This window comes from Bacillus sp. N6, assembly GCF_052805735.1.
Genome location: NZ_CM127843.1, coordinates 2845527 through 2870555, shown reverse-complemented (window position 1 = coordinate 2870555; position 25029 = coordinate 2845527). Strand labels below are relative to the sequence as shown.

Below are 25029 nucleotides of genomic sequence, written 5' to 3'. Positions count from 1 at the left end.
AACAGGGAATGGAGGAGAATTATATGAATGTCATACAATTAAAAGAAGATAAGTTCAGAGAAGCATTACGTTTATCAGAATACGCTTTTCAATATAAAGTAGATGAGGAACGATTACAGCAGCAACTTACAAAGATGAAGGAAAGTCATGAAATATACGGCATTATGGAAGGGGAAGACTTAGCAGCAAAACTACATCTTATTCCGTTTCATATTTACATAGGTAAAGAAAAATTTAAAATGGGTGGCGTTGCAGGGGTAGCGACGTATCCTGAGTATAGAAGAAGTGGGTATGTAAAAGAGCTACTTCAAGATTCACTTCAAACGATGAAAAAAGATGGCTATACAGTCTCTATGTTACATCCATTTGCGGTTTCATTTTACCGTAAATACGGCTGGGAACTTTGTGCGAATTTAGTCACATGTCATATGACTAAGAGCGATTTAGTGATGAAAAAACAAGTAAATGGCACTGTGAAACGTTTTAATAAAGAAAATCATCCAGAAGAGGTCGAAAAGCTCTATGAAGTATTTGCAGAACGTTTTTCAGGTATGCTAGTTCGAGAGAAGAACTGGTGGTTACAAGCGGTTTATGATGATTTAACATTAGCGATTTACTATGATGAAAATAAAAGGGCAGCAGGTTACATGTTATACAAAATAGAAAACTATAAAATGACAGTAGAAGAATTTGTACCACTACATAATGAAGCACGAAATGGTCTGTGGAACTTTATTTGCCAGCATGATTCTATGATTAAAGAACTTGAAATGACAGTAAGTGAAAACGAAACGTTGTTATATTCATTGCAAGAGCCACGCGTGAAGACAGAAATAAAACCATATTTTATGGGAAGAATTGTAGATGTAGAGCAGTTCTTAAAACAATATGAGTTGAATTGGAACAATGTACAGCAAGAAGTGATCCTACACATTACAGACGCATTTGCTCCGTGGAATAACGTAACAGTGAGACTTGCAAATCATGAAATAACAATTGTAGAAGAAACAACGGAAAAAGGAATAAAACTGGATATAAATGCACTATCGGCAATAATGTTTGGTTATAAACGCCCATTAGAACTAAATGAACTTGAATTAATTAGTGGAAGTGACGAGGCAATACGGTCAATTGAGAATCTAGTACCAGTGCGTAAGCCATTTATTTATGATTTCTTTTAATTTGTATGTATGAAGGTGGGCTATCCTAAGTGAAATTTCGGGATAGCTTCCTCTTATATTGTGAATTTTTGTCGGTAAGTCAATATATCATGAGAATCGCTGATATAATTTTAAGTTGCGCCAATATATCCAGAAAGTCACTCATATAATTTCATTCACAAATAGAGGATAAAAAATCACAGTTATACTTTGTCACGCACTTGACTTTTAATTCATGTAATTTATAATTAAAAACGGAATGAATTTTCATTCCTGGAAATTGAGGTGGAAAAATGGCTAAAAACAAACAAGAGGATATTTTTGATGCTGCAATACAACTTTTTGCAGAACGAGGTTATGATGGTACAACAATTCCGATGATTGCTGAAAAAGCAAAAGTAGGCGCAGGTACGATCTACCGTTATTTTGAAAATAAAGAAGCGCTTGTTAATTCTTTATTTACGAAAAGTGTTTTACAACTATCAGAATTAATAAAAAATGATTTCCCGGTCGATGCAAATATTCGTGAACAGTTTAGCCATACATACAACCGTTTATTTGAATTTGCGAGACAAAATGCAGATGCTTTTCTTTTTACAAATTCTCACTGTGATAGTTATTTTCTAGATGAACATAGCAATGAAATATTCGAGGACTTCATGGGTTTCTTCATGAACTTGATTGAAGATGGAATCGAAAAAGGTTTGCTTCGTCCATTACCACCAATTGCTTTAATTATTATTGTATATCAACCAATTGAAAAATTAATTAAAGTAATGGAAACAGGGCAGTTAGAATATACAGATGAATTGGTAAAGGAATTGGAAGAAAGTTGTTGGAATGCTATTAGAATCATTTGATTCTATAGCGTTATAAGGATAGGAATGAACATTCATTCCGAGAGAGGTATGAAAAAGAATAACAGGAGATGATAACTCTTTATAACTAAAGGAATGAATATTCATTCCGATTCACCTAGTTTAATAAAGTTAATTAATAAATTAATAGAATGATAGGAATGAACGTTCATTCCGGAAAGTGTTTTCAAAAGATTAGGAATGAATATTCATTCCACATGTGAATTTTATAATGGGAGATGATTCAAATGAGCAAGTTAAAAAGTTGGAGAAGTTTATCTTTTCTATTATGGATAGTTATTACTATTACAATGGTCGTAACGATGCCTAATATGGATAAATTAGTGAAGGAAAAAGGGAAAATTACAATCCCTAATACAGAACAAAGCAGCATTGCTGACAAGATGATTAAAGAGATGGATAAAGAAGGGGTTGAAAAGTATGAAATTATAGCCGTTTTTAATAGTGGCAATAAGGCAGCTTTAACAGATGAACAAAAGAAGGAAATAACAAAAACGATCAACGCCCTGCAAAATGAAAAAGTGCAATTAGGAATTAAGGAAGTTGTTTCGCATTTAGATAATAAAGACTTGGAGAAACAATTAGTTTCTAAAGATAATACGACTATTTTAACGCAAATATCGATAGATAAAAAACATGGTGAAATATCAAGGGTTTCAAATAATCTGCATGAAAAGGTGCAAACGAAAGGAGTAAAAACGTATTTAACAGGAAGTGACTTAATAGCGGGTGATTTTCTTAAATCCTCTCAAGAGGGAGTGAAAAAGACAGAAGTTATTTCAATCATTTTCATTCTTGTAGTATTAATCCTCGTATTTCGTTCACCAGTTGTTCCGATTGTTTCTCTTCTTACAGTCGGTGTGTCGTATTTAGTTTCAATGGGGATTATTGCTCAGCTTGTAGATCAATTTAATTTCCCATTTTCAAACTTTACACAAGTGTTCGTAGTCGTCGTCCTCTTTGGAGTAGGAACAGATTATAATATTTTATTATATACGAGGTTTAAAGAAGAATTAAGTAAACAAGAAAATGCATTTTGGGCCACGAAAGAAACATTTAAATCGGCAGGTAAAACCGTATTATATAGCGGTATAGCGGTGCTAATTGGTTTTGCATCACTTGCGTTAGCAAATTTTAAATTATATCAATCTACTTCAGCGGTAGCAATTGGTGTTTTAGTATTACTACTCGTATTAACGACTTTAAATCCATTTTTCATGGTGCTTTTAGGAAAAGGAATGTTTTATCCAGTTAAAACATTTAAAGGTCATGAGGATAGTCGCTTATGGGGATTCTTTGCGAAAAACTCAGTAGTAAGGCCATTTGTCGCTTTAATCATCGTATTTGTAATATCGATTCCTTTCATATTAAAATACTCTAATACACTAAATTACAATGATTTATTTGAAGTAGATAATAAGTATGAATCAAAGATGGGTATTAACGTAATAGAGGATCATTTTCCGCCTGGTTTCTCTTCACCGAGTACATTAGTCATTCAATTTGATAAAAAGCTGGATGAAGGAACTTCTCTACAAATTTTAGACGAATTAACTGATAAAATTTTGAAAGTTAAAGGTGTATCAGAAGTATATGCACCAACACGTCCAACTGGTGAGAAGATAAAAGAATTATATTTAAATAAGCAAGCGGGAGAATTGAATACAGGATTAGGGGATGCCGATGGTGGCATAAAGGAAATTAATGATGGATTAACGGATGCGAAAAATAAAATGGGAAGTAATGATTCAAATAGTCTTGCGAATGTTCAAAAATTAATTGATGGAACGAACGAGGCGAAAAACGGGGTATCAGCATTAGGAACAGCTTTACATCAATTATCAAATGGCATAAACGACGGTGCACAAGGGGCACAGCAAATTGAGAGTGGCTTAGCTTCAGTAAACGAAAATATAAATGTTCTATCTAATGCAACGTCGCAGCTGCATGCTGGCTATGCACAGTTAGAAAAAGGTTTAAGCTCTTACGATCAGTACTTCGGAAGCATTTCTCAAGCAATTGATGGTGCGAAAAAGGGATATGAACAAATTGAAATGTTAATGACCAATTTCGTTCAAACGAAACCAGAACTAGCGAATGATTCAAACATACAACAAACGATAGGGATTGCTAAAGAAGCTCAAAAACATTTAAATGTACTTTCAAAAGAATTAAATCAATTAGCAACGCAACATAAAGCAGCGATGAGTTCATTTAAAGAAGCGAATCAATCGTTACTGAAAGTGGATAACGGCTTAAAAGAAATGAACAATGGAATTAATAAGTTACAAAAGGGAGCAGCGGATCTTAAAAATGGATTAAATGAAGGTTCTGCAGGTTCAAAACAAATTGCGAATAAATCAGCTGAGTTACAATCTGGATTAACGAAAATAAACGATGGGCAAGGGCAACTTTTAACGGGCCTTAAAGACCTGCAGGAAAAGATGGGGCAATTACAATCCGGTTTATCTAAAAGTACAGAAGGGCTTGGAAAAGTAAGCAATGGCCTGCATGACGCGCAGAAATATTTAGGGGAGCTCAATGAATCGAAAAGCTCTGAGAAGTTTTATATTCCAAAAGAAGTGTTAGAGGGAGAAGATTTCCAAAAAGCATTGAACACGTACATGTCACAAGATAGAAAGATTGCTAAAATGACCATCATTTTAGATGTAAATCCGTATTCAAAAGAAGCAATGCCGATTATTCAAGAAATCAATAAAACAATCGAAGGCACTGTAAAGGGAACGGAATTAAAGGATGCGAAAACAGCAATTGGCGGAACAACAGCTAGAAACGTTGATTTAAAAGAAGTAACGGGGCAAGATTTCTTACGTACAGCTACGATTATGTTATTTGGAATTGCGATTGTATTAATGGTAATTACACGTTCATTATTAAATACAATATATATTATTGGCTCATTACTATTAGCGTACTTTGCATCGCTTGGTATAAGCGAACAAATTAGTGCACATGTATTACATGTAGAGTCATTAAGCTGGAATGTTCCATTCTTTAGCTTCATTATGATTGTCGCTTTAGGAGTGGATTATAGTATTTTCGTAATGATGCGCTATAACGAGGTAGAAGGGGATTCGGTAACGAAAATTATAACTGCATCTCGTCATATAGGAGGAGTTGTATTATCAGCGGCGCTAATTTTAGTAGGGACATTTGCAGCATTAATCCCTTCAGGTGTATTAACACTTATACAAGTAGCATCAGTTGTTGGCGTTGCACTATTACTATTAGCTTTAATCGTGATACCGATATTGTTACCTGCTTTAATGGGGTTAACGAGTAAATTGAAGAGTTATAAAGAAAAGATAATAAATACGAAATAAGTGAAGACTGTAGGGGATGATTTCTCTACAGTTTTTCTATATATAAAATTTCAAATAAAAAATGAATCCAATGTATTACAGAATGAGAAGTGAATGGTTATATGAGAAAGAGGTCAATGATATACATACAATAGCTAGGGGAATGGATAAAAACTATCCGATTTCATTATAGAAAGGTAATCAACCGTTGCTATTCATCCAGCTTCTACTATATAATAGCTATAGTCTACAATAATTGAGTCGTAATATGCGATTTTTTAAGACAATCGGTGAGAAAACGCTGAAATAAGCGGTATTAGTAGGAGGACACAAATGATTACAGTAAGTAACGTTAGTTTGCGTTTCGCGGATCGCAAATTATTTGAAGATGTTAACATAAAATTCACGCCAGGTAACTGCTACGGTTTAATCGGAGCAAACGGTGCTGGTAAATCAACATTTCTAAAGATTTTATCTGGAGAAATTGAACCATCAACAGGTGATATACATATTACGCCAGGTGAGCGTCTAGCAGTATTAAAACAGAACCACTTCGAATATGAAGAGTTCCCAGTATTAGAAACAGTAATTATGGGTCACACGCAACTTTACAAAGTAATGCAAGAGAAAAATGCTATTTACATGAAAGAAGACTTTAGTGATGAAGATGGAATGCGTGCTGCAGAACTTGAAGGTGAGTTCGCTGAGCTTAACGGTTGGGAAGCTGAGTCAGAAGCTGCAATCCTTCTAAAAGGTCTTGGTATTGGTGAAGATCTTCATGACAAAAAATTATCAGAATTGACTGGTGCAGAGAAAGTAAAAGTATTACTTGCTCAAGCATTATTCGGTAAACCTGATATTCTATTACTAGATGAGCCTACCAACCACTTGGACTTAAAAGCGATTCAATGGTTAGAAAACTTCTTAATGAACTTTGAAAATACAGTAATCGTTGTATCCCATGACCGTCACTTCTTAAATAAAGTATGTACGCACATGGCTGATCTTGATTTCGGTAAAATTCAACTTTATGTTGGTAACTATGACTTCTGGTATGAGTCAAGCCAATTAGCTTTAAAATTAACACAAGATGCTAATAAGAAAAAAGAAGAGAAAGTAAAAGAGTTACAAAACTTCATTGCACGCTTTAGCTCAAACGCATCTAAAGCGAAACAAGCAACTTCTCGTAAAAAATTATTAGATAAAATTACATTAGATGATATTAGACCATCATCACGTCGTTACCCATTCGTTGGCTTCACACCTGAGCGTGAAATAGGAAATGACTTATTAACTGTTGAAGGCCTTTCTAAAACAATTGATGGCGAAAAAGTGTTAGATAATGTGTACTTCACTTTAAATAAAGGTGATAAAGTTGCATTTATCGGTCGTAACGATATCGCGATGACAACATTATTTAAAATCCTTATGGGTGAAATGGAGCCAGATAGCGGTTCATTCAAATGGGGTGTTACAACATCTCAATCTTACTTCCCAAGAGATAACTCTAAGTACTTTGAGAACAGTGACTATAACTTAGTTGATTGGTTACGCCAATTCTCTCCACAAGATGAGTCAGAAAGCTTCTTACGTGGTTTCTTAGGCCGTATGTTATTCTCAGGTGAAGAAGTTAAGAAGAACGTTTCTGTATTATCTGGAGGCGAAAAAGTTCGTTGTATGTTATCTAAAATGATGTTAAGTGGTGCGAACGTAATCACACTTGACGATCCAACGAACCACTTAGATCTTGAGTCTATCACTGCATTAAACAACGGTTTAATTGCTTTCAAAGGTACAATGTTATTCACATCTCATGACCATCAGTTCGTACAAACAATTGCAAACCGCATTATCGAAGTAACACCAAACGGTGTAATCGATAAAGAGGCAACTTACGATGAGTACTTAGAAAATGAAGAACTTCAAAAACAAGTAGATGCAATGTACAAAGGTCAATAATATATCATGAAAAAACTCGCTCTTTTTAGAGCGAGTTTTTTTGTCGAGAAAACATAACACCACTGGTAGGGTAAATGAATAATTATTCAAATATAACATTAGTGAACATGAGGGTTTTTCATGTATGGAAGAGAGGTAATGAATTTAAGATTTAGTTGAAGTAGGGAAATGTAAGATGAGCGATATAATTAAATAACATTATTTTGTCATGTGAAATATGTACCAAAATTGGAGATAGAATAGTTTGCGAATGAGTTTATAAAGGTATATAGTATGGGATGTCATAATTAGTGGATGAATCTTGGGAGAAAACAGGAAATGTTACAAATTTATTTTGTTAAATAGAAACCAAGGTCAAAATGTTTAAAAAGAAATAGTTGAATAAATACTAGCTTCAAATTATAATTACTAATATTCTTCATATAGTTAAATAAAGATAATCTATTTGAAGAAGAAAATTTGAATAGAGAGACAGACTTATAAAAAATAAGCCTTGGATGATTAAAAGAGGTGGAGAAATGAAACAGTTCTTATTAAAGAGCAAAAGTGTGTTAAGCAATCATTTTGGATTCTTTCTGTTTGCCGTTATTTTATTTTGGCTCAAAACATATGCCGCGTATGTAACGGAATTTAATTTAGGAATTTCAAACACAATCCAAAAATTCTTGCTGTTTTTCAACCCGCTTAGTTCAGCAGTTCTATTTTTAGGACTTGCATTATTTGCAAAAGGGAAACGATCTTATATTTGGTTAATCGTTATCAACTTGTTATTGTCGATTCTTTTATACGCAAACGTAGTATACTATCGCTTTTTCAGTGACTTTATTACGTTCCCGACATTAACACAAACGAATAACTTTGGAGATTTAGGTGGTAGTATTCTTGCGTTGCTACATCTTTATGATCCACTATACTTTTTAGACACGATTATATTAATTGTGTTAGTCGCAACAAAATTTGCAAATCCAAAACCAATTCGTGTTGCGAAGCATAAATTATCTCTAGTATTTGTAGCAGGTATTTTATTATTCAGTGTTAACTTAGGTCTTGCAGAGTCTGACCGTCCTGAATTATTAACAAGAACGTTTGACCGTAATTATATTGTGAAATATTTAGGGGCATACAACTACACAATTTATGATGGAATTCAAAGTGCGAAAGCATCGACAGAACGAGCATTAGCTGATGGCGATAATATGACAGAAGTACGAAATTATTTAACATCAACTTATGCAAGTCCAAATCCTGAGTATTTCGGTAAAGGAAAGGGAATGAACGTAATTTATATTCATTTAGAGTCATTCCAAAACTTCTTAATTGATTACAAATTAAATGGTCAAGAAGTTACACCGTTCTTAAACTCATTTACAAAAGATGCGAATACACTATACTTTGATAACTTCTTCCATCAAACAGGACAAGGGAAAACATCTGATGCGGAGTTTATGTTAGAGAATTCAATGTTTGGTTTACCGCAAGGTTCTGTCTTTACAACGAAATCTCATAATACGTATCAATCAGCACCAGCTATTTTAGGACAACAAGGATACACATCAGCAGTATTCCACGGTAACTACAAAACATTCTGGAACCGTGACGATATTTATAAATCATTTGGTTTTAATAAATTCTTTGATGCGTCATACTACGATATGAATGAAAAAGACGTAGTAAACTACGGATTAAAAGATAAACCGTTCTTTAATGAATCTATTCCGTTATTACAAACGTTGAAACAACCTTTCTATACGAAGTTTATTACGTTATCGAACCATTTCCCTTATCCAATTGATAAGGCAGAAGCAACGATTGAACCAGCAACAACAGGTGATTCATCAGTAGATACGTACTTCCAAACAGCACGCTATTTAGATGAATCTGTAAAAGGCTTCATCGATTACTTGAAACAATCTGGTTTATATGATAACTCAATTATCGTTATGTACGGAGACCATTACGGTATTTCAGATAATCATAACGCAGCAATGTCAAAAGTAATGGGTAAAGAAATGAACTCATTTGAAAATGCACAGTTACAACGTGTACCTTTAATCGTTCGTGTACCAGGAGTGAAAGGTGGCGTACAACATCAATATGGCGGTGAAATTGACGTTCTTCCTACGTTATTACACTTACTAGGTACAGATACGAAAAACTATGTTCAATTCGGTTCAGATTTATTATCACCAGAGCATAAACAAGTCGTTGCGTTCCGTAACGGTAACTACGTAAGCCCAACTGTTACTGCACTAAACGGCAAATACTATGATACAACAACTGGAAAACCTGTAGAATTTACAGATGAAATAAAGAAAAATGAACAAATGGTTCAAAACTCACTAAAATACTCTGACCAAGTCGTAAATGGTGACTTATTACGATTCTACACACCGGAAGGATTCACTCCAGTAGATCGTTCGAAGTATAACTATAACAATCGTGATAAAAACAAAACGAAGGTAAAAACGACTCCGGAAGGGGAAGCTAAATAATAAAAAGCGCTATTCATATGAATAGCGCTTTTTATTTGTAAATATACCATCATTATTAGACAGAACTAGCTGTTGCTTTTTGTTTTGCTTTTCCGAAGAAAACTACACCAACAATGATAATAATGATAAATGTCCATTTAATGAAAGGGTTACTTTCAAAAAATCCAGCAAACCATTTCTCATCTACAATCATTTTTGCAGCAGTATAAGCTAAAACCGCTGCTCCAATCGTAATGATGACAGGAAAACGATCCACCCATTTTAAAATCAATGTACTGCCCCATACGACTACAGGAATAGAAACTAATAGACCAATGATTACTAAAGAAAAGTTACCATGGGCAGCTCCTGCAACAGCGAGTACATTATCAATGCCCATTAACGCATCAGCGATAATAATGGTTTTAATAGCAGACCAAAATCCTTCTTCGGCTTTAATATCATGATTTTTACCCTCAGCAATCAACTTGTAAGCGATCCATATAAGAAGTATACCGCCAATTAGGAGTAAACCAGGTATTTTTAATAACCAAACGACAACTAAGGTAGCGAGGGCTCTAATAGCGATTGCCCCGACAGTACCCCATATAATAACTTTTTTTTGTTGGTCTTTCGGTAATCTTCTTGCTGCTAATCCAATTACGATGGCATTATCTCCGGCTAACACTAAATCGATTACAATGATGGCAAGCAAGGCAGACAAATATTCAGATGAGAGAAACTCCATATACATATCACTCCTTATGGTTAATATGTGCTAAAGTGTTGATAATATAAAAAGGGTTGAAATTTTATATTCAATCCATAATTTCTTACTATATTTTGATAAATCTGTTTTAATTTCGTATAAATCGCTTTTGCAATCTTTTTTGTTTTTCGATTCTTTTTCTTAATTTTCGATTCATCTTTTTAATACGGTTTTCTTTTCTACTATCCCAGTTATCACTTCTGATTTCATTAATAGATGTATCTTCCTTAGCGCGAAAACGCCTTACTTTTTTTACGAAGGAAAGGGGAATGTTGCCGATAACACCTTGTTTTTCTAACGAATCCTCTTTATCTAGACACCAATCAGGATGAGATAATAAATAATCGAAATCAAATATTATCTCGTATTTTTTATCCATATATGTATACCATTCATCTAAAGTACACTTATTTTTTGTATGTAAATATATTGATCCATCAGTCATAGCACAGCACCAATAGTCAAAATAGCTCCATAGTACCCATTCTTTCGGTACATCTAGTGTTAAAATTACCATTTTTGAATTTGTTCTACCCCAAGCTTTATGATTTCGATTTGGGTAATTATTTGCTTCCCAGACCCAAATAGGATAGTTACCTTCGTAATGAGGCAATCTTGTTTTAGCAACGCGCACCATCCAGTCATATGAATATAAATCGTCTGGATCGATGAATTCTTTATTACCTTCTAAATAACCAAGTTTCTTAAATTGTTTCCAAGCTTCTTCAGTTTGTACTGTATATACGATCATATGGCACCTACTTATTTAAACTAAATTTTAGTATAACATGTGATTTTGAATTTTTATTGATATTAGAGAAGGGGGAATTTGAGTCGAATATACGAAGAGTAATTCCCAAAACGACAAAAAGACTTGATTCCCAGCTAAAGGGAATCAAGTCTTTTCATTACATACGATTATCATGCCAGAAGTTTAATGGGAAATGTTCGTTCTCATTATATGCTTCTAATTCATATCCTTTTTCTTTCAGTCCTTTAATAATTCCAGGTACTGCTTTTACTGATTGTGGATGAATATCATGCATAAGGATAACTTCTGTTGGATTTGTAGCACCATGTAACACGTTCTCTACAATTTTAGCAGATGCAGCATCAACTTGCATTTTGTTGTATTTCCAGTCTAAAGAATCAATTGTCCAATCCCAAACTTTTAAGCCATTTTCTACAACTTTGTTGCGAAGAGCTTCGTTTAATCCTGGCATAGAGCCGTAAGATGGACGAGTTAATACTGGTGATTTACCTAAAACACCAGCGATTAAGCCTTGGTCTTCCTTCATTTCATCTACGTAATGACCTTCTGTGTAAAGTTTCTTGTAGTTATGAGTCATACTGTGCATCCCAACGTAGTGGCCTTCAGCATCTTCGCGTTTTACAAGATCAGGGAAAGCTTTTACGTTTGAACCAATTAGGAAGAATGTTGCTTTTGCATTTTCTTTCTTTAACATATCTAAAAGCTCAGCTGTGTATTTTCCAGGACCATCATCAAATGTTAAATAAGCGACTTTTCTAACTTGCCCGTTATAATGTTTAGGAGCTTCTTTCGGAGCAAGAGATGTTTGAATCTCACTTACAAGTTGAACAGATTTTGCTTCATCCTCTGTACTAGCTAGAGCAGTATGTACTGATCCAAAAGCCGCTTCGTATGTGAATAATACCCCCGCACAAACTAGCATAGCCCTTTTTACTAAAGTTGTCATTCGAATTCCATTGTGCATAATTTTCCTTCTCTCTATAAAAGTTCTACTCTACTATATTAGCAATTATAGGTAGGGAAATGCAAAAAAACTTTTTTACAAGTGTAAAAAAGTTTACTCAAAAGTATGCAAGATTTTATATCAATTGCAGTTTTGAAAAATAGGATGAATTTAAACTTTATTATTTAAACTTTCAATCATCAAATTTAAATCTTCTAATAAGGATGCATGCGCTTTTTTAGGAGAACCTGTATCAAAGGGAGGCTGAGGGTCGTATTCTAACATGAGTTGAACTGCTTTGCTTTTTTCATCTCCAAATTCCCAAGCTATTAACTGAAGGGCCATATCAATACCTGCAGATACACCAGCAGCTGTTATAATTTTTTCATGGCGCACGAATCTCTCTTCAGTTGGAATAGCTCCGAGAGAACGAAGTAAGTTAAAACAGCTCCAATGACTAGTAGCATTAACACCATTTAGTAGACCAGTAGCACCTAAGATTAAGGAGCCCGTACATACAGTTGTAGTCCACTTTGTCGTTTTATGTATTTGGAGAATCCAATTAAGAGTTTCTTCATCCTTCATAAGTTGTGTAAAGTTTGGTGGACGACATCCGGGAATAATAAGAATATCTGCTGAAGTAATTTCATTAAAATTGTAATCAGCATGTAAATAGCCCATTTTCGAATCTAATTTTATTAATCCCTTCGTTTTAGCAACAAATTTTATGTTGTTGTTGCTTTCTGCAGCAAATACTTCGTATGGACCAATAGCATCTAATGCAGTAATTCCATCATAGAGCATAATAACGATTTCCATTAAAACCTCTCCTTTATTTGTTACGAATTGAATCTAGTAACGATAAGGAAGATAAAATTATTGAATATTCTTTTATCGTTACTTTAAATATACTATACCTCTAATGTGTATCGCTTAGTGCAACTATGTCAAAGGTGTGACGAAATCTATGAATAGGTTCATTTATTTTGAAAAGATGTATTCACTTATTTAATGGGTAAAAGTTTAATTTACTTGGAATTTCTATTAAAAACGATATGCAACTTTCACAGAAAGAAGAAATGAAAAATATAGTACTTAGGCTAAAGTCTTAAAACGAAAGGAGACTAATCATACTTTCGTATCATTTCATTTTCATTCCAATTATTGATTCGAATATTTTTGCTTTTTATTAAAATATTGGTAAAGAAACAATTACATGAAAAAAGGAGTGGGAATATGGATAATTATATTTGCACTACATGTGGAGTACAGTATCCCGAAAATGAAGAAGCACCTTCTCGCTGTAAAATTTGTAATGAGGAAAGACAATATGTTAATCCAATTGGGCAGTCATGGACAACATTAGAAACGATGCAAAATAGCAATTTATACAAAAACGAAATAATAAAAGAAGAAAGCGGTTTGTATAGCATTACTACTAAACCTAAATTTGCGATTGGACAAACAGCATTTTTAATACAAAGTAAAACTCTAAATGTTATGTGGGATTGCATTAGTTATTTAGATGATAAAACGATAAAACGTATATATGATTTAGGTGGTATTCAAGCAATAGCACTTTCTCATCCACATTATTACTCTACACAAGTTAAATGGGCGGAAACATTCAATGTACCTATTTATATTCATGAAGATGATAAAGAGTGGGTGGTTCGTCCGAGTAAGCAAATTAAATTTTGGTCTGGGGAGCATCTGATATTATCGGAAGAACTTACATTGCATCGCTTAGGAGGCCATTTTAAGGGTGGAACTGTTATACATTGGAAAGACGGTAATGAAGGGAAAGGTATTTTGTTATCAGGTGATATTATACAAGTAGTTTCGGATCGAAAATGGGTAAGTTTTATGTATAGTTATCCCAATCTCATTCCATTACCAGCGAATAAAGTTAGAGATATGGCAGAGAAGGTAAAAGATATCCAATTTAGTCGACTATATAATGCATTTCATGGTGTGGTGGAAGATGCGAATAAAGCTGTACAAAGATCTGCTGATCGGTACATAAAGGCCCTGCAAGGAGAACTATTTCATACGTAATAGCTTGTAATTCATCTCTACATTTATATAACTAATTTTATATGAATTTTATACTAAAGTCCTATTGTTTATTAACTAATAGGTCTTTCAACTTAGGAAGTTCACACTAATGAGGGATGTTAAAGGGAATATATGTAACCTATACTAATTACTATAAAGCTTTGGAAAATGAAAAGGAGGAGATTTGCATGAAGAATTGGGTTCAATTTCGAATTGCAAGACCAACAGATAAATTTGAAGAAGTGATAAGTTTTTATGAAACAGGATTAGGTTTAAAACGTATAGGGGAATTTCACAATCATGAAGGATATGATGGGGTTATGTTTGGCTTACCAGATGAAGAGTATCATTTGGAGTTTACTACACATGTTAATGGAAGTCCATGTCCGGCACCGACAAAAGATAATTTACTAGTTTTTTATATGCCTAATAAAGATGAAATTGAAAAGATAGTGAATCGATTAAGTAATATGGGCTATCATGAGGTGGAACCAGAAAACCCGTATTGGATAGAGAAAGGAACCACAATAGAGGATCCAGATGGTTGGAGAATTGTGCTTATGAATGCATCTGAATAAGGAAACTATTTTCATATGAAATAGAGTGTAACAAAATGATTTAGACATAAATCCCTACAGTGTTTGTAGGGATTTTTATATAAGAAGATCTTATTGAGAGAGTTATTAAAATGTAGAAAGTATTTTGGCTGAGAACAAATGTAATAAACATAATTTATGAAGGAGGTATAAAAGTATGATAGTAAACTATTTTGAAGAGTTTTCTAAACATGTTGGAAATACACCTCTCATGAAATTAAAATGCGAAGAAACGAAGGACCTTTCTATCTATGCTAAATGTGAATGGCACAATCCTACAGGATCGATTAAGGATAGGGCAGCACTTGGAATGATTAATAAATATTTACAAGAAGCGGACAAAAAACAAAATATTTTAGAGTATAGTGGTGGAAGCTTAGCGAGGTCAATTGGGTGTATTTGTAATTATTTAGGGATTCAATGCATGTTAGTTTTAAGTTCTGGAACCGGTAAATCTCTATTAAATGAACTTGATCGTTATGGTGCTAACGTAATCTTAGTTGATAAATGTAAAGGGTTCTACGCAGTAATTGAGAAAACAGTAGAGATTAGTAAACAAAATCCAGAATTATACTTTTTATTCCAACATTATAATAATGCAAATCTAGTAAGTCATATAGAAGGTACAGGGCGAGAAATTATTGCACAAATGATTGGAAAACCAATACATGCATGGGTAGCATCTGCTGGTACTGGTGGAACTCTAATGGGAGTCTATACAGCAATAAAGAATTATACAAAAAATGTTGAACTACATTTAGTAATGCCTGCTGAATTGCCTTATGGTTCGGAACAACCACCAAATGATTTAAAGAAATATGCTGGATCAGGTGGGTTCGGCTTAGGAAGGAAACAACATTTCATAGAACAGGAAGAAAATTTGATAGAAAAACAATGGACTTATTCATATGAAGATACCCTGTATGAAATGGCACGTTTTTACAAAGATACTGGTATAAAAATAGGAACTTCTGCGGCAGCGAATTTATTAGCAGCTAAACAAATTGGGAAAGAAAAAGGTGCGAATTTTAATGTAGTTACAGTTTTTCCGGACGCAGGATCAATAGAAGAGTGGTCAGATGTAAAAAATTTAGTTGAAAATAGGGAATAGACCAAATGATAGAGAGGATCATTAAAAGTTCTATTGTAGTTTATATCTTATTCTACGCAAAATTGATACCATTAAAAAACTGTATGTTTAACATGTACAGTTTTTTAATGGTGTAGCTGTGCAATGTTTAGAAATTTCACATACCGTATTTTAAAAATAAATATAAGAAAACCGAAAAGTAATGTAGAATATATCGTACATATATACAGTCAACATAAAAGGTAAAGAGGTGGGTATATGTTACTTGAGGAAGTAATGCAGCAACTAGAGGAATATGGAACAGAACAAAATCGTAAAACGTATAAAAACCACGGAGCGAAAGAGCCACTATTCGGAGTTAGTTTTGCAAATTTAAAATTGTTAAAAAAGAAAATAAAAAAAGATCACGATTTAGCAGTTGAATTGTGGGAAACAAAAAATATGGACGCGATGACATTAGCAACTTATATTTTAGACCCGAAGAATATAACAGCAGAACAGCTTAATAGTTGGGTTCAGGATGTTGATTATTATTGTTTAATGGATGTTTTTATGACATCTATATGTACTTCGCCAATTGCAATAGAAAGAATGGAAGAGTGGACAAAGTCTAATGATGAATGGATTGGAAGAGCTGGCTGGTCTTTATTAGCAAATATATCGATTAAAAATAAAGCGTTACATGATGATTTCTTCTCTCCATACTTAGAAGAGATTAAAGAAAATATACATAATGAAAAAAATAGAAAAAAAGAAGCGATGAATAGTGCTTTAATCGCAATAGGAATTCGTAATGAAGACTTAGAGCGACAAGCGATTGAAATTGCACGTGAAATTGGAAAAGTAGAGGTTGATCACGGTGCAACATCATGTAAAACACCAGATGCAGAAAGCTATATAAAAAAAGCGAGAGAAAGAGCTCAAAAAAAGAAAGTGAAATAAGAAAAGAGGAACGGCTATGAAACCAATTGAAGCAGCACAAAGCATAATTACATCACAATTTCCGAATTGTGATGTAGCTTTACTCGGTGGAAGCGTTGCACGAGGAGAAGCGATGAAAACATCTGACCTTGATATTGTAATAGTTGACCAAAGTTTAACTTCTTGTTATAGAGAATCTTTCTATAGTAATGGATGGCCTGTTGAGGTGTTTGTTCATAATTTTACAACATATAAAACCTTTTTCAAAATGGATTGTGATCGAGGGAGACCGTCGTTACCACAATTAGTTTCAGAAGGGGTTGCATTAAAAGGGGAAAAGGAAATTGTTGAGAAATTAAAAAAAGAAGCGAATGATTTACTACATAAAGGACCAGCTAAATGGACCGAAGAAACGATTAAGCAGAAGAGATATTTTATTACGGATACTTTAGATGACTTTATTGGTGCAACAAAAAGAGAAGAAGAATTGTTTATCGCTAATTTATTAGCGGATTTAGTACATGAATATGTATTAAGAGTAAATGGTAGGTGGCTTGGGAGTTCAAAATGGTTTATTAGAGTGCTAAGAAGATATGATGAGCAATATGCAAACAAATTTGTAGCGGCTTTTGATCATTTTTATAAAACGGGAGAGAAAAATGAATTAATTCATTTTATAGAAATGACGTTAGAACAGTATGGTGGAAGAGTGTTCGAAGGATTTTCTATTGGTAAATAAAAAGGGGAGAGAAAAATGAATGTACCATATGTTCAATTAAGAGAATTGACACTAGATGATGTAGAAAATCGCTATCAATGGTCGTTAGATAGCGATGTAACAAAGCATTTAGTCGTACCAGACCAATATCCTCCGTTCACTCGTGGAGATACGAGAATCTGGATTGAAGCTTGTATAAGCCGAAAAAATGGTTATGAACAAAGGGCGATCGTTACTGAGAAAGGTATACATATTGGATGGGTAGACCTTAAAAATTTTGATAAAACAAATAAAAATGCAGAACTAGGAATTGCGATTGGAAATAAAGACTATTGGGGTAAAGGATTTGGAATGGCAGCTCTAAACAGCATGTTACAAATAGGTTTTTCCCAGTTTGAATTGGAGAAAATTTGGTTACGTGTAGATGAAGATAATACACAAGCTAAAAAGAGTTATGAAAATGCCGGATTTGTATGCGAAGGGTTAATGAGAAATGATCGATTGAGACAGGGAAAGTTCATTCATCGCTATCGTTACAGTATATTAAAAGAAGAGTATGAATCAAAAAATAATAACCTATAAAAATATTATGTCAATTAAAAAGGGGAAGATAAAATGATTCGATTACTTACAAAAGCGGATGCAAAACAATATTGGGAGTTACGTTTACAAGCACTACAAGTAAATCCAGAAGCATTTGTAACGACTTATGAAGAAGCAGTACGTCAAGAAAACCCTCTTGAACGCGTTGCTAGTAATCTTTCATCCAACAGTAGTTTTACATTTGGTGCTTTTAATAATGAAAATCGTTTAGTTGGGGTTGTTACTTTATTAACAGAAGAAAAGGACGCATATAAGCATAAAGGGCATATCGTTGCAATGTATGTAGATACTGAAAATCGAAGAAGTGGTCTTGCACGTGATTTAATACGTAAAGCAATTGAAAGGGCAAAAGAGATGAAGCTAGAGCAATTGAATTTAGGGGTTGTGTCAACGAACGAACCAGCCAAACGATTATATGAATCAATGGGATTTAAAACGTACGGAATTGAAAAAAGGGCTATAAAAATGAATGGTGTGTATAGTGATGATGAACATATGGTGTTGTTCTTTTAAGAGAGGAAGTTTTGTATGAAAGATCTCCATTTAGAAAGAAATCTGGACCCTCAAGTAGCGATTTTGTATGCGACGGTTGCTGATACGTTTAATAGATTGCAAAGGTTAGTAGAAGGTACTGAAGAGAACGAACTATCCTATAAAGGGTCTGAAAATAATGAAAATAGTATTGGGCAGTTACTTCAGCATTTAGCAGTTGTCGATTTACATTGGGTGTATCGTTTCAAGGGAGAAGATGTTCCAACAGCATTTGAAAATAAATATGGTCCTATGTTGAATGAAGTAGGAGAAATACCGAGTTTAAGAAAATACACGTTGCAAGAGTTAATGCAAGATTATGAAGCAGTGCAAAAATTGTTTTATGAAGAATGTATGAAACTAACAGAAACTGATTTAACGCGGGAAGTTTTGTATGAAAAAGGGGAAAATGCGACTATAAGATGGGGAATTTGGCATATAGCAGATCATAATCGGTATCATCAAGCACATATAAGTCGATTGAGGAAATTATATAGAGAATATAAACTACATATTCTTTAATTTTTGAATGAACAAACGCCCCTAAATAATAATTAAAGGAGGCGTTTATTTTTATTTGTGTGCTTTTCTTCCCAAGCTATCATTAAATTTTTATGATAATCTTTTGGTTTTTCAATAGAAAACCAGTAAATTGAATGTGCAATAGTTGGTAGCCATCTTTTATGGCGGATTCGTATATTTTCATGGTGAGTATAATGGGTCGAGATTAAGGTAGATTTTGACCCTTGAAAATTTTGGTATGTAATATCCTTGATTTCATACCAATACACTTTATTCCCATGCAAATCTACTACAATTCCTTCATCATCCCAATAGGAACCTATATCGTTTGCACGTGTTTTCCATAAGGTTAGGGCATACTTTAGTAGCCATAAGGAGAAAAATATTGAAATAATTCCTAGTAAATCAAATTCTTCCATTAAAGATAAAACACTTATTAGAAGGAAAACAACTCTGAAAGAAAGTACAAATAAAATAGATTGTATAGAGGCTCTGTATATTTTCAGTGTTATCACATCCATAGAAGTAACTTATTTTTAAAATTATTTCTGTTTAATGTTTTTATATTAAGTATAATAAATGAATGTATTATTATCTTTTTCATTGCAAGTGAATGGAAAGTGAAATGTAAGTTTGAATGTAGATTTTTCATCGCGTATACTAAAATATATGTTATAAAGATTAAAAATTAAATACAAGGGGTTTTACAATGAAAGCAATTGTTATAGGGATACTGGCATCATTTTTCTTTGCCTTTACCTTTGTTTTAAACCGGGCAATGGACTTAGAAGGTGGAAGCTGGATTTGGAGTGCATCATTACGGTATTATTTTATGGTTCCAATGCTATTACTTATTGTTATGTATAGAGGGAACTTAAAGCAACTCTTTCAATATATGAAAAACAATCCGAAAGAATGGTTAGTATGGAGTATCGTTGGATTTGGTCTCTTTTATGCACCGCTTAGTTTTGCTGGAGCGTTCGGACCAGGTTGGCTCGTTGCATCAACATGGCAAATTACAATCGTTGCAGGGATTTTGTTAACACCATTTTTTGCGGTGGATCCACTACATAAAAAACTTCCGATGAAGGAATTAGTTATGTCGGGCATTATTTTATTCGGTGTTGTTCTCATGCAAGTAGAACATGCTTCTTCATTAGGTATTCGTGAAACCGTTTTATGTGTAGTTCCTGTACTTATTGCAGCATTTGCGTATCCTCTTGGAAATCGAAAAATGATGCAAGTTTGTAAAGGGGAATTAGATGTATTTCAGCGAGTACTCGGTATGACATTAGCAAGTTTACCATTTTGGTTTTTATTATCTGGTTACGAAGTATCAACTGGCGGATTACCGTCAAGTAACCAAGTTTTTCAATGTTTTATTGTAGCAGTTAGTTCTGGGTTAATCGCGACAATATTATTTTTCTTTGCAACAGATCTTGTAAAAGATGATCCACAAAAACTAGCAACAGTGGAAGCGACGCAGTCTGGTGAAGTTTTATTTGCGCTAGTAGGAGAGCTGATCTGGTTATCTGCACCAATTCCGTCATCATTATCTTGGATTGGTATGAGTCTCGTTATTATTGGAATGGTACTTCATAGTTATGTGGCTGTCGTTGTAAAGAAAGAAGAAAAAATAACGGCGTAATGAGATTAGCTCTTTTTATTAAGAGCTAGTCTTTTTTCATAGAAAGGGATGAAAATATGAATTTACAGCGTGTTGAACAAATTGAAAAAGATTCAATATTAAATGTGCTACAATATGCCGTCGGTCCAAATGAAATAAGCTTAAAGAAGGCAGTATTATTTTATCAAAGTAATAAAGGGACTTTGTACAAATATGAAGAAAAAGCTTGTATAGGTATTGAAGTAATCGGAGCAACTAAAGCACGAGTATGCCATATAGCAGTGGATTCAGATTATCGTCAAAAAGGAATTGCACTGCAAATGATTAAAGAAGTGGTAAGGATATATCAATTGACTTATATAGAAGCAGAGACAGATGATGGGGCGGTAGAATTTTATAAAAGAATTGGTTTTCAAGTTAAAAGTTTAGGAGAAAAATATACGGGAATCGAAAGATTTCATTGTTATTTGGAAAAATAGTATAAAAATATGCATATGGAGTATAGCTTGAAAAAATAAGATTTACATTTTTCTTCATTTGAAAAAACTCTCGCTCATCATTATCTACGATTTTAATAGAGTTTTGAGGCTTCAGTACCCCCATATACATATTTTTGTAGTAATGAATATGATTAAGTTAAAAATTAAGAAAAATATGATAATATATTTATATAAAAGTTTAAATTTACGTGGCTAGTGAGGGAACCAATATGAAAATGAATGAAATAGTAGCAAGCACACAATTTCCAAATACAATCGAAACAATAACAAAAGATTTAAAAGCATTAGGAATCGAAAAAGGAATGACAATTATCGTTCATTCATCACTAAGTTCTATCGGATGGATATCTGGTGGTGCGGTTGCCGTAGTAGAAGCATTAATGAAAGTTGTTACGGAAGAAGGAACGATAATAATGCCAACGCAATCTTCGGATTTGTCCGATCCGAAACATTGGTCAAGACCACCTGTACCGGAAGACTGGTGGCAAATTATCCGAGATAACGTCCCTGCATTTGATTCACGTATAACCCCAACAAGGGGAATGGGTGAAATAGTTGAATGTTTTCGTACATATCCGAATGTAGTACGTAGTAATCATCCGCTAGGAAGTTTTGCTGCATGGGGAAAACATGCAGTAGAAATAACAATGAACCATTCATTATCAATGAGCTTTGGAGAAGAATCTCCATTAAGAAAAATATACGATTTAGACGGGTACGTATTATTAATTGGTGTTGGATATGATTCAAATACGTCTGTTCATTTATCCGAGGTGCGTACTGGTGCATGTGAGTTAATACAAGTAGGAGCACCTATTATAGAAAACGGTGAAAGAGTGTGGAAAGAGTTTGTTGAAATGGATTACGAATCTGAGAAGTTTGTAGAAATTGGTGTGGAGTTTGAGCGAAAAGGAACTGTAAAAAACGGGAAGATAGGGAATGCAACGTGTCGTCTAATGAAACAGCGTGATATAGTTGACTTTGGAACAGAATGGTTTCGTAAGAAAAATTAGTAAGGGATGGTTACAATGAAGGGGAAAAAGGTATTAATTACGAGCGGTGGTTGTCTAGAAAAATGGGATCAAGTACGTGGGCATACGAATATGGCTAAAGGTACAATCGGAAGGATAATCGCAGAAGAACTTATAGCTAAAGGGGCACATGTTATATATTTGCACGGTTATTTTGCGGAGAAACCTAGCGATGTACATAGAGGGTTAGAATTACATCCATTTGAAGGAATTGTTGATTTACAAGATAAAATGAAAAGTATCGTCACACATGAAAAGGTTGATGCAGTCATTATGGCAGCGGCTGGATCAGATTGGATTGTGGAGAAAATTTGTGATCAAGATGGTAATGTTCTTAATATGGACGGAAAAATTTCAAGTGATATAGCACCGATTATTCACTTTCAAAAGGCTCCAAAAGTATTAAAACAAATAAAAGAATGGGACCCAGAAACAGTACTTGTTGGTTTTAAACTTGAAAGTGATTTAAATGAAGAAGAACTGTTTGAAAGAGCGAAAAATAGAATGAAAGAAGCAAGGGCGAATGTAATGATTGCGAATTCACCACATTCTTTATATTCGCGCGGAGCTGTGCATTATGTAATTGGACAAGATGGTAAAGGGAAGTTGTGTAATGGGAAAGATGAAACAGCGAAAGAAATTGTCAAAAGCTTAGAGGTATTATGTAATCGTGTCACTGCTTTTTAAAATTAAGTTTTTAGATAAGAATGAATCCGCATAGTAATAAGTAAGCGAAACTTTAATTGGTGGGAATTTTACTTTTACACGAATGTGAAGCGTATATCAATCAAGAGCTATACACAGAATAATTGGTGAGGAGTGGATTCTATGGAACATTTATTAAAGCAAGCTATTAAACTTAGAAACGAAAAGAAATATGCGCAGTCTAAAGAGATGCTTATAGGATTAACAAACTTTACAAAGGATGCAGAAGTACTGTATCAGTGTGCGTGGATACATGATGTAATGGGGCTAGAAACAGAAGCAGTTCCGTATTATGAGCAGGCAATCGCAAATGGACTTGATGGCGAATCCCTTTGCGGTGCTTATATTGGTCTAGGAAGTACATATCGTTGTATAGGGGAATATGAAAAGGCAATTACAGTATTAGAAGCTGGGGTGAAAAAATTCCCAGAGAACGATCCGATGAAAGTATTTTTATCATTAGCAAAATATAACGTAAACGATCACGAGTCAGCGATGAAATTATTACTTGAAACTGTCGTGAAAGTAGAGGAAGTAAAAGAATTTGAACGTGCCATTTCATTTTATAAAGACCACTTAAATGAGGTTTTTAAATAAAGGAGTGAACGTATGAATGTTACACTATCGCGAAGGCGAAAGGGTATTTGGATTGGACTCGTCTCTTTAATTATGCTATCAAACTATTTATTGTATGCTCTTCCAATAGTACCAGCTGCGCCGAAAGAAGTTGTACTTGGGTCATTATTAGATTGCATGTTTGTCATTCCAATCATCACGTATTTCTTCATTATTCGAAAAAGGTACTCGTTAACGTATATAGTTCCTGTTGTAATAGCTGGTTATATTTTTGCAAGATTTATTATTCCAAGTGACTATTTACAAGATTTTTCATACGTTTCTTATATTATAATTGCAGGAGAAATTGCTTTTGTATGTTTAGAGTTATTCCTTCTATATAAAATTGTTAGAAAGCTTCCTACCATAATAAAAAAATATAAAGAATATAAAAGTGAGTACTCTTCATTTTCTTATGCAATTGATGCTGCGTTTGACGCTACTATGAAAAGAAATAAATTAATAGATATCATTGTAACGGAGTGTAAGTTAATCTATTATGCATTTTTATCGTGGCGTGAAAAAGTACCAGAAGGTGAATACGTATACTCATATCACAAAAAGACTGGTGCAATAGGTGTATATATCATGATCATCCATGCGACCTTAATAGAAAGTATTGGTTTTCATTATTTGCTACACCAGTGGAATCCAGTAATAGCATGGATTTTACTTATTTTAAATGTATACGCGATGATTTATTTTATAGCTGAAATACAAGCGATGCGTAAAAATCCACTTAACGTAACAGAAGAACAAGTAATCATTCAAATTGGATTAGGAAAGAAAATTGTTATACCATTTACACAAATTGATAATATTGCGTTCTACAAGGGTGATGAATTGCTAACGGCAAAAGAAGGGAAACAGGTATTGGATGCAACTGTTATGGAGTTCATAAAAGAACCTGCTACTTTTGAAATAACATTAAAAGAGCCAGTGAAAGCACAGTTGTTATATGGATTTTCTAAAACAGTAAGTCGTGTGCACTTAAATGTTGATGAAGAACGAAAATTTTATGATGCGGTTAAGGAAAAGTTAAAACATGAGTAATAGTGCTGTTAGTTACATAAAAACAAATAAGCTTCCGTTAGAAGTGAAAAAATATGAAACATGGATAGTGAAAAACTCTTTCTAAATAAGAAGGAGTTTTTCTTGTGTACTTGTATAAATCATTATATAAAAAACTATATACTTCTTTATCGTTAGATAAGTGGATATAATTGAGGATAGAACT

General features: G+C 33.7%; 24 protein-coding genes. 19 read left to right on the top strand and 5 right to left on the bottom strand.

Going from position 1 to position 25029, the window contains the following annotated elements:
* Positions 1-23 precede the first annotated feature (23 nt).
* From ACUXVC_RS14810 to ACUXVC_RS14790, 5 genes are all read left to right on the top strand, one after another.
* Positions 24-1181 carry a GNAT family N-acetyltransferase gene (locus ACUXVC_RS14810; RefSeq protein WP_141241035.1) on the top strand — a complete coding sequence of 386 codons (1158 nt, stop codon included), beginning with the start codon at positions 24-26 and terminating at the stop codon, positions 1179-1181.
* Between the two features lie 272 nt (positions 1182-1453).
* Positions 1454-2020: a TetR/AcrR family transcriptional regulator gene (locus ACUXVC_RS14805; RefSeq protein ID WP_001107290.1), complete on the top strand. Its 567-nt coding sequence runs from the start codon at positions 1454-1456 to the stop codon at positions 2018-2020.
* A 245-nt stretch (positions 2021-2265) separates the two neighbouring features.
* Positions 2266-5382 carry an MMPL family transporter gene (locus tag ACUXVC_RS14800; protein WP_144465290.1) on the top strand — a complete coding sequence of 1039 codons (3117 nt, stop codon included), beginning with the start codon at positions 2266-2268 and terminating at the stop codon, positions 5380-5382.
* 312 nt (positions 5383-5694) lie between these two features.
* A complete protein-coding gene (locus tag ACUXVC_RS14795) occupies positions 5695-7320 on the top strand; it encodes an ABC-F family ATP-binding cassette domain-containing protein (protein WP_000633860.1) in 1626 nt (541 codons plus the stop codon).
* 518 nt (positions 7321-7838) lie between these two features.
* A complete protein-coding gene (locus ACUXVC_RS14790; protein WP_000808748.1) occupies positions 7839-9812 on the top strand; it encodes an LTA synthase family protein in 1974 nt (657 codons plus the stop codon).
* Between the two features lie 55 nt (positions 9813-9867).
* Here ACUXVC_RS14790 and ACUXVC_RS14785 read toward each other — a convergent pair whose 3' ends face one another.
* From ACUXVC_RS14785 to ACUXVC_RS14770, 4 genes are all read right to left on the bottom strand, one after another.
* Complete coding sequence (locus ACUXVC_RS14785) at positions 9868-10539, bottom strand: TerC family protein (RefSeq protein ID WP_053564170.1); 672 nt, start codon at positions 10537-10539, stop codon at positions 9868-9870.
* A gap of 109 nt (positions 10540-10648) precedes the next feature.
* Entirely contained in the window at positions 10649-11311 is a 663-nt protein-coding gene (locus ACUXVC_RS14780; RefSeq protein ID WP_098126645.1) for a DUF3841 domain-containing protein, read from the bottom strand.
* A gap of 157 nt (positions 11312-11468) precedes the next feature.
* Entirely contained in the window at positions 11469-12296 is an 828-nt protein-coding gene (locus ACUXVC_RS14775) for a peptidoglycan-N-acetylglucosamine deacetylase (protein ID WP_000551445.1), read from the bottom strand.
* Positions 12297-12446: 150 nt separating this feature from the next.
* Positions 12447-13094, bottom strand: coding sequence for a DJ-1/PfpI family protein (locus tag ACUXVC_RS14770; RefSeq protein WP_000407025.1), 648 nt, complete (start codon positions 13092-13094; stop codon positions 12447-12449).
* A 417-nt stretch (positions 13095-13511) separates the two neighbouring features.
* Between ACUXVC_RS14770 and ACUXVC_RS14765 the strand changes: the two genes are divergently transcribed.
* From ACUXVC_RS14765 to ACUXVC_RS14730, 8 genes are all read left to right on the top strand, one after another.
* On the top strand, positions 13512-14333 hold the full coding sequence (locus ACUXVC_RS14765; RefSeq protein WP_063547646.1) for an MBL fold metallo-hydrolase: 822 nt from the start codon (positions 13512-13514) through the stop codon (positions 14331-14333).
* Positions 14334-14521: 188 nt separating this feature from the next.
* Positions 14522-14911, top strand: coding sequence for a VOC family protein (locus ACUXVC_RS14760; protein WP_000800670.1), 390 nt, complete (start codon positions 14522-14524; stop codon positions 14909-14911).
* A gap of 175 nt (positions 14912-15086) precedes the next feature.
* Positions 15087-16040, top strand: a complete 954-nt coding sequence (locus ACUXVC_RS14755) for a PLP-dependent cysteine synthase family protein (RefSeq protein ID WP_053564171.1) — start codon at positions 15087-15089, stop codon at positions 16038-16040.
* Between the two features lie 237 nt (positions 16041-16277).
* On the top strand, positions 16278-16961 hold the full coding sequence (locus tag ACUXVC_RS14750) for a DNA alkylation repair protein (protein ID WP_000923451.1): 684 nt from the start codon (positions 16278-16280) through the stop codon (positions 16959-16961).
* Between the two features lie 16 nt (positions 16962-16977).
* Entirely contained in the window at positions 16978-17679 is a 702-nt protein-coding gene (locus ACUXVC_RS14745) for a nucleotidyltransferase domain-containing protein (protein WP_446025729.1), read from the top strand.
* Positions 17680-17694: 15 nt separating this feature from the next.
* Positions 17695-18240 carry a GNAT family N-acetyltransferase gene (locus ACUXVC_RS14740; protein WP_098126647.1) on the top strand — a complete coding sequence of 182 codons (546 nt, stop codon included), beginning with the start codon at positions 17695-17697 and terminating at the stop codon, positions 18238-18240.
* A gap of 33 nt (positions 18241-18273) precedes the next feature.
* Positions 18274-18774: a GNAT family N-acetyltransferase gene (locus ACUXVC_RS14735; protein ID WP_000620322.1), complete on the top strand. Its 501-nt coding sequence runs from the start codon at positions 18274-18276 to the stop codon at positions 18772-18774.
* Between the two features lie 15 nt (positions 18775-18789).
* Positions 18790-19314 carry a DinB family protein gene (locus ACUXVC_RS14730; protein ID WP_000653846.1) on the top strand — a complete coding sequence of 175 codons (525 nt, stop codon included), beginning with the start codon at positions 18790-18792 and terminating at the stop codon, positions 19312-19314.
* 32 nt (positions 19315-19346) lie between these two features.
* On the opposite strand, the gene ACUXVC_RS14725 is transcribed toward ACUXVC_RS14730, so the two are convergent.
* Positions 19347-19733 carry a hypothetical protein gene (locus ACUXVC_RS14725; RefSeq protein ID WP_390210342.1) on the bottom strand — a complete coding sequence of 129 codons (387 nt, stop codon included), beginning with the start codon at positions 19731-19733 and terminating at the stop codon, positions 19347-19349.
* 290 nt (positions 19734-20023) lie between these two features.
* On the opposite strand from ACUXVC_RS14725, the gene ACUXVC_RS14720 reads away from it, so the two are divergent.
* The 6 genes from ACUXVC_RS14720 to ACUXVC_RS14695 all read left to right on the top strand — a co-directional run bounded on the left by ACUXVC_RS14720 (position 20024) and on the right by ACUXVC_RS14695 (position 24845).
* Entirely contained in the window at positions 20024-20962 is a 939-nt protein-coding gene (locus ACUXVC_RS14720; protein WP_053564173.1) for a DMT family transporter, read from the top strand.
* 56 nt (positions 20963-21018) lie between these two features.
* Positions 21019-21420 carry a GNAT family N-acetyltransferase gene (locus ACUXVC_RS14715; protein ID WP_053564174.1) on the top strand — a complete coding sequence of 134 codons (402 nt, stop codon included), beginning with the start codon at positions 21019-21021 and terminating at the stop codon, positions 21418-21420.
* Positions 21421-21650: 230 nt separating this feature from the next.
* Positions 21651-22454, top strand: coding sequence for an aminoglycoside N(3)-acetyltransferase (locus tag ACUXVC_RS14710; protein WP_000783341.1), 804 nt, complete (start codon positions 21651-21653; stop codon positions 22452-22454).
* A gap of 15 nt (positions 22455-22469) precedes the next feature.
* A complete protein-coding gene (locus ACUXVC_RS14705; RefSeq protein WP_000676701.1) occupies positions 22470-23159 on the top strand; it encodes a phosphopantothenoylcysteine decarboxylase domain-containing protein in 690 nt (229 codons plus the stop codon).
* A gap of 141 nt (positions 23160-23300) precedes the next feature.
* A complete protein-coding gene (locus tag ACUXVC_RS14700; RefSeq protein ID WP_000400637.1) occupies positions 23301-23774 on the top strand; it encodes a tetratricopeptide repeat protein in 474 nt (157 codons plus the stop codon).
* Between the two features lie 12 nt (positions 23775-23786).
* On the top strand, positions 23787-24845 hold the full coding sequence (locus tag ACUXVC_RS14695; protein ID WP_097821870.1) for a hypothetical protein: 1059 nt from the start codon (positions 23787-23789) through the stop codon (positions 24843-24845).
* Positions 24846-25029 lie beyond the last annotated feature (184 nt).

Excerpts from the sequence above, each read along its gene's own strand:
- ACUXVC_RS14710 (WP_000783341.1), top strand. The coding sequence starts at position 21,651 with ATGAAAATGAATGAAATAGTAGCAAGCACACAATTTCCAAATACAATC.
- ACUXVC_RS14735 (WP_000620322.1), top strand. The coding sequence starts at position 18,274 with ATGATTCGATTACTTACAAAAGCGGATGCAAAACAATATTGGGAGTTA.
- ACUXVC_RS14740 (WP_098126647.1), top strand. The coding sequence starts at position 17,695 with ATGAATGTACCATATGTTCAATTAAGAGAATTGACACTAGATGATGTA.
- ACUXVC_RS14745 (WP_446025729.1), top strand. The coding sequence starts at position 16,978 with ATGAAACCAATTGAAGCAGCACAAAGCATAATTACATCACAATTTCCG.
- ACUXVC_RS14730 (WP_000653846.1), top strand. The coding sequence starts at position 18,790 with ATGAAAGATCTCCATTTAGAAAGAAATCTGGACCCTCAAGTAGCGATT.
- ACUXVC_RS14715 (WP_053564174.1), top strand. The coding sequence starts at position 21,019 with ATGAATTTACAGCGTGTTGAACAAATTGAAAAAGATTCAATATTAAAT.
- ACUXVC_RS14695 (WP_097821870.1), top strand. The coding sequence starts at position 23,787 with ATGAATGTTACACTATCGCGAAGGCGAAAGGGTATTTGGATTGGACTC.
- ACUXVC_RS14725 (WP_390210342.1), bottom strand. The coding sequence starts at position 19,733 with ATGGAAGAATTTGATTTACTAGGAATTATTTCAATATTTTTCTCCTTA.
- ACUXVC_RS14795 (WP_000633860.1), top strand. The coding sequence starts at position 5,695 with ATGATTACAGTAAGTAACGTTAGTTTGCGTTTCGCGGATCGCAAATTA.
- ACUXVC_RS14750 (WP_000923451.1), top strand. The coding sequence starts at position 16,278 with ATGTTACTTGAGGAAGTAATGCAGCAACTAGAGGAATATGGAACAGAA.
- ACUXVC_RS14805 (WP_001107290.1), top strand. The coding sequence starts at position 1,454 with ATGGCTAAAAACAAACAAGAGGATATTTTTGATGCTGCAATACAACTT.
- ACUXVC_RS14810 (WP_141241035.1), top strand. The coding sequence starts at position 24 with ATGAATGTCATACAATTAAAAGAAGATAAGTTCAGAGAAGCATTACGT.
- ACUXVC_RS14780 (WP_098126645.1), bottom strand. The coding sequence starts at position 11,311 with ATGATCGTATATACAGTACAAACTGAAGAAGCTTGGAAACAATTTAAG.
- ACUXVC_RS14785 (WP_053564170.1), bottom strand. The coding sequence starts at position 10,539 with ATGGAGTTTCTCTCATCTGAATATTTGTCTGCCTTGCTTGCCATCATT.
- ACUXVC_RS14755 (WP_053564171.1), top strand. The coding sequence starts at position 15,087 with ATGATAGTAAACTATTTTGAAGAGTTTTCTAAACATGTTGGAAATACA.
- ACUXVC_RS14765 (WP_063547646.1), top strand. The coding sequence starts at position 13,512 with ATGGATAATTATATTTGCACTACATGTGGAGTACAGTATCCCGAAAAT.
- ACUXVC_RS14770 (WP_000407025.1), bottom strand. The coding sequence starts at position 13,094 with ATGGAAATCGTTATTATGCTCTATGATGGAATTACTGCATTAGATGCT.
- ACUXVC_RS14700 (WP_000400637.1), top strand. The coding sequence starts at position 23,301 with ATGGAACATTTATTAAAGCAAGCTATTAAACTTAGAAACGAAAAGAAA.
- ACUXVC_RS14720 (WP_053564173.1), top strand. The coding sequence starts at position 20,024 with ATGAAAGCAATTGTTATAGGGATACTGGCATCATTTTTCTTTGCCTTT.
- ACUXVC_RS14775 (WP_000551445.1), bottom strand. The coding sequence starts at position 12,296 with ATGCACAATGGAATTCGAATGACAACTTTAGTAAAAAGGGCTATGCTA.
- ACUXVC_RS14760 (WP_000800670.1), top strand. The coding sequence starts at position 14,522 with ATGAAGAATTGGGTTCAATTTCGAATTGCAAGACCAACAGATAAATTT.
- ACUXVC_RS14800 (WP_144465290.1), top strand. The coding sequence starts at position 2,266 with ATGAGCAAGTTAAAAAGTTGGAGAAGTTTATCTTTTCTATTATGGATA.
- ACUXVC_RS14705 (WP_000676701.1), top strand. The coding sequence starts at position 22,470 with ATGAAGGGGAAAAAGGTATTAATTACGAGCGGTGGTTGTCTAGAAAAA.
- ACUXVC_RS14790 (WP_000808748.1), top strand. The coding sequence starts at position 7,839 with ATGAAACAGTTCTTATTAAAGAGCAAAAGTGTGTTAAGCAATCATTTT.